The following is a 4,437-nucleotide window of genomic DNA, read 5'->3' as shown; positions in this document are numbered from 1 at the left end:
TTGCTTCATGTCTGTATTGTCTGGGCTTCAGGCCCTTGCAAGCACATCAGGCGTGGATTCGTGCAGAGAATCCTTAGCGCGATCCCCAATCCAAGTGAATCTGCCGTTCTGGGCAACGCGACCGGATCAACCACGCGTATGCGTACTGGAAGAAGACTTGCTTGAATCGTCGGCTCCTCACATGAAGCGCCGCCTCGATATGGCAGCAAACTGAATTGTCACGATTTGTCTCATCGTAATCGACGCTATTTGCACTGGCTGAAGTTTGCCGCTGACGTGCGCCGTTCACATTGCCCACCCCACCCCGCCTGTGCCATCATGATTTCGTCGCGCGCCCCAGCTGCGCTGCGACACCTCACCCGCCCAGCGACCACGCGCCGGGCAGGTTGGTCCACAAGAAATCAGGAGACTCTCACCCATGGCCATGCACAGCCTTGCCCGTTCGGGCCCCCGTGCCGGACTGTCCTTGATCGCCTGCGCCGCATTGTTGGCGCTGGCGGCGTGCGGCGGTTCTGACGACAACGACGACGACACCGGGCCGCCGCCCGCCAGCAAGTACAGCGCCGACATCCGGCGCACGGAAATGGGCGTGCCGCACGTCAAGGCGGCCGATTGGGGGTCGCTGGGTTACGGCATTGGCTACGCGCAGGCGCAAGACGTGCTGTGCACCATTGCCGATTCGATGCTGACGTACCGGGGCGAGCGTTCGCGCTACTTCGGTGCGGACGCCAAGGCGGTTTACAACAGCACGATTGCGCTGCCGCGCAACCTCGATTCGGACTTCTACTTCAAGCACGTGCTGACCGACGACGCGGTGGCGCGGCTGATGGCGGCGCAGCCGGACAAGCTGCTGCGCATGGTGGAAGGCTTTGCTGCGGGCTACAACCGTTACGTGGGTGAAGCCAAGAGCGGCGCCAGCAAGGCCAACGCGGCCTGCAGCGGCCAGCCCTGGGTGAAGACCGTGACGCCGCAGGACCTGTGGCGGCGCGTGGCCTCGGCCAACCTGGCGGGGGGCTACAGCAACTTTGTGCCGGCGATTGCCAATGCCGTGCCGCCCGCGCCGGCCGCGGCCGGTGCCAAGGCGGGCGGCGCGCAGCAGCCCGCGCCGATCGCCCCGGGCAGCATGCCGACGCCGCCGCTGCAGGTGGGCGGGCCCGACGGCGTGGGCAGCAACATGTACGGCTTTGGCACGGATGGCACGGGCAGCGACAGCCCGCTGCTGTTCGGCAACCCGCACTGGTACTGGAAGGGGCCTGACCGCTTCTACCAGGCGCAGCTGACGATCGACGGCGAGGTCAACGTCAGCGGCGTGTCCTTCCTGGGCATTCCGCTCACGCAGATCGGCTTCAACAACGACATCGCCTGGAGCCACACGGTGTCGACCGCGCGGCGCTTTGGCTTCTTCGTCATGACGCTGGACCCGAAGGACCCGACGCACTACCTGCTGGACGGCCAGTCCAAGCCGCTGGAGGCGCACGCCATCACGGTGGATGTGTTGGGCGCCAATGGCGCGGTGACGCAGGTCAAGCGCACGCTGTACCAGTCGCCGTACGGGCCAGTGGTCAACCTGTCGAGCCTGCACCCGGCCATGGGCTGGACGGCGCAGAGCGCGGTGGCCATCCGCGACATCAACGCAGACAACTTCCGCACGTTGAAGAACTGGTTCCGCTGGAGCCAGGCCAAGTCGCTGGACGAATTCACGCAGATCCAGCGTGAAGAGGCGGCCATCCCCTGGGTCAACACCGTGGCCGTGGGCCGCGGCAGCGCGCAGGCCTGGTACGCCGACATCGGCGCCGTGCCCAATGTGCCGCCGCAGCAGCTGGCCGACTGCGCCACGCCTTTCAGCGCCGCGGCCGCCGTGGCGCTGCCCAACGTGCCGGTGCTGGACGGCTCGCGCAGCGCCTGCAACTGGCAGCGCGACGCCGATTCGGTGCAGGACGGGGCCGTCGGCGCCAGCCGCATGCCCTTCCTAAAGCGCGCGGACTACGTCGGCAACATGAACGACAGCTACTGGCTGAGCAACGCCACCGCGCCGATGACGGGGTACCCCACCATCTTCGGCCCCACCGGCACGCCGCAAAGCCTGCGCACGCGCCTGGGCCACACCATGGCGCTGCAGCGCCTGGCCGGCACCGACGGCTACCCCGGCAACAAGGCCACCAGCGAGATCGTGCGCCAGATGGTGCTGGACAGCCGCGTGCTGTCGGCCCAGTTCAAGGACCAGGTGCTGGCCATGCTGTGCGCTGCCGGTGACGCGCCCGCGGGCAGCAACCGCGCGGCCGGCTGCGCGGCGCTGCAAGGCTGGGACGGCAAGGGCCTGAAGACGTCGCGCGGGTCGCACCTGTGGGACGAGTTCTGGACCGCGCTGAGCGCGCTGAAGGTGCCGGACGCCACGCTGTACAAGGTGCCGTTTGACGCCAACGACCCGCTGAACACCCCGCGCGACCTGAACACCGCCGCCGCGGCGCAGATAGGCCAGGCGTTCGACACCGCGGTGGCCAACGTGCTGGCCAACGGCATCGCGCTGGACGCGCAGCGCGGCGACGTGCTGTACGTGACGCGCGGCAGTACCAAGCTGCCACTGTTTGGCGGCTGCGGGGCCAATGGCTACTTCACCATCAACTGCTCGCAGGCGCCGCTGTCGCCGGCCGGCTACGCGATGGACGGGCAGCCGCACGGCAACTCGTACATGCAGGTGGTGACCTTCCCGGCGGGCAAGGTGGACGCGTACACCTTCCTGACCTTCTCGCTGTCGGACGACCCGGCGTCGCCACATTACGGCGACTACACCAAGCGCTACAGCGACCAGCAGTGGCTGAAGGTGCCCTACAGCGAAAGCGAGATCGCGGCCAGCCCGGCGCTGGTGCAGACGACGGTGAAGGAGTGACGGGCGCTTGAGCGCGTGGCGCGCCGCATTGCGAGGCGCGCGCCGCCGCTCCGGCCCATGAAAAAGGCCCGGTGCGCTGAGCGCCGGGCCGTTCCAGGCGACGGCAGGTCCATCGCCCTTTTTTATGCAAAATTGGCCGCTGGCCCTAGAGCTATCTGCGCGGCCAGCTATTGATTGAATAGCGCCATTGGTGTCAAACAGATGGGGGCGACGCCGCTCTCGGAGGCACCGCGCCACACGCCGCGATGGCTTGGACAGGCAGGACGACTTCGCGCCCCACCCGCACCCGGCTTACTTGCCCTTGATCCCCAGCAGTTCGACTTCGAAGTTCAGCGTGGCGTTGGGCGGGATGACGCCGCCGGCACCGCGCGCGCCGTAGGCGATGGCGGGCGGGCAGGTCAGTTTGGCTTTGCCGCCGACCTTCATCTTCTGCAGGCCTTCGGTCCAGCAGGGGATGACGCGGTTCAGCGGGAATTCGGCCGGCTCGCCGCGCTTGTAGGAGCTGTCGAATTCCTTGCCGCCCTCGGGCAGCGTGCCGCGGTAGTGCACCTTGACCACGTCGGTCGCAGCGGGGCTGGCGCCGGTGCCGTCCTTGACCGATTCGTACACCAGGCCGCTGGGCAGCTTTTCAGGGGCGGCGTGCGCGGCGGTGGTGATGAAGGCGCCCGCGGCCAGCGTGGACAGAACGAGGGTGGAAAGCAGTTTCACGAAGCCAGTCCTTATCAGCAAAAACGGAAAGCCGGATTATGGGTGCGCCCAGGCGCGCCTTGGCCGGCGCGCAGGTCCAAAGTGGTACAACGTGTGGGCACCCGTATCCAGATGAACATTGAGGAGACTTCGCCCATGGCCGCCCGTTACCCCCTTGCCGACCTGAACACCTTGCCCGACGACATCAAGGCCCAGGTGCTGGCCGTGCAGGAAAAAGCCGGCTTTGTGCCGAACGTGTTCCTGGGCCTGGCGCGCCGCCCGGCCGAATGGCGCGCCTTCTTCGCCTACCACGATGCGCTGATGGAGCCCGAGACCGCCGGTCGCACCAGCAACCTGACCAAGGGCGACCGCGAGATGATCGTCACCACCACCAGCGCGGCCAACCAGTGCCTGTACTGCGTGGTGGCGCACGGCGCGCTGCTGCGCATTTACGAGAAAAAGCCGCACGTGGCCGACCAGGTGGCGGTGAATTACCGCAAGGCGACCGACATCACGCCGCGCCAGCGCGCCATGCTGGACTTTGCGATGAAGGTGTGCGAACGCTCGGCCGAGATCAACGACGACGACTTCAGCGCCCTGCATGCGCACGGCTTTGACGACGAAGACATCTGGGACATCGCCGCCATCACCGCCTTCTTCGGCCTGTCCAACCGCATCGCCAGCTTCAGCGGCATGCAGCCCAACCCCGAGTTCTATCTGATGGGGCGCGTGCCGCGTGAGAAGAAGGCGGGCTGAGCGGCCGGCCGCCAGGCACCAGCCTGATACGCGGCTAGCTGTCGTTTCCCAAGAGGTTGTTCACCCGAGGTGAAGCAAGATGGAGGTTCTCAAGCCAAACCAGCTGC

At 66.9% G+C, this 4,437-nt stretch carries 4 protein-coding genes; 3 read left to right on the top strand and 1 reads right to left on the bottom strand.

The genetic code is table 11. From position 1 onward, the window contains the following. A partial coding sequence (locus FVQ98_RS19945; RefSeq protein ID WP_222707632.1) for a hypothetical protein occupies positions 1-214 on the top strand: 214 nt, incomplete at its 5' end. Between the two features lie 210 nt (positions 215-424). After that, complete coding sequence (locus tag FVQ98_RS19440; RefSeq protein WP_147915105.1) at positions 425-2,887, top strand: penicillin acylase family protein; 2,463 nt, start codon at positions 425-427, stop codon at positions 2,885-2,887. 291 nt (positions 2,888-3,178) lie between these two features. On the opposite strand, the gene FVQ98_RS19435 is transcribed toward FVQ98_RS19440, so the two are convergent. Next, complete coding sequence (locus FVQ98_RS19435; protein ID WP_147915104.1) at positions 3,179-3,595, bottom strand: FKBP-type peptidyl-prolyl cis-trans isomerase; 417 nt, start codon at positions 3,593-3,595, stop codon at positions 3,179-3,181. 135 nt (positions 3,596-3,730) lie between these two features. Here FVQ98_RS19435 and FVQ98_RS19430 point away from each other — a divergent pair, with 135 nt between their 5' ends. Further along, on the top strand, positions 3,731-4,330 hold the full coding sequence (locus FVQ98_RS19430; RefSeq protein ID WP_147915103.1) for a peroxidase-related enzyme: 600 nt from the start codon (positions 3,731-3,733) through the stop codon (positions 4,328-4,330). The last annotated feature ends 107 nt before the right edge of the window (positions 4,331-4,437 follow it).

This window comes from Ottowia flava (assembly GCF_008017535.1).
Taxonomy (GTDB): domain Bacteria; phylum Pseudomonadota; class Gammaproteobacteria; order Burkholderiales; family Burkholderiaceae_C; genus Ottowia; species Ottowia flava.
The sequence above is the reverse complement of the archived record's forward strand: the minus strand, read 5'-3'. Positions and strand labels throughout refer to the sequence as shown.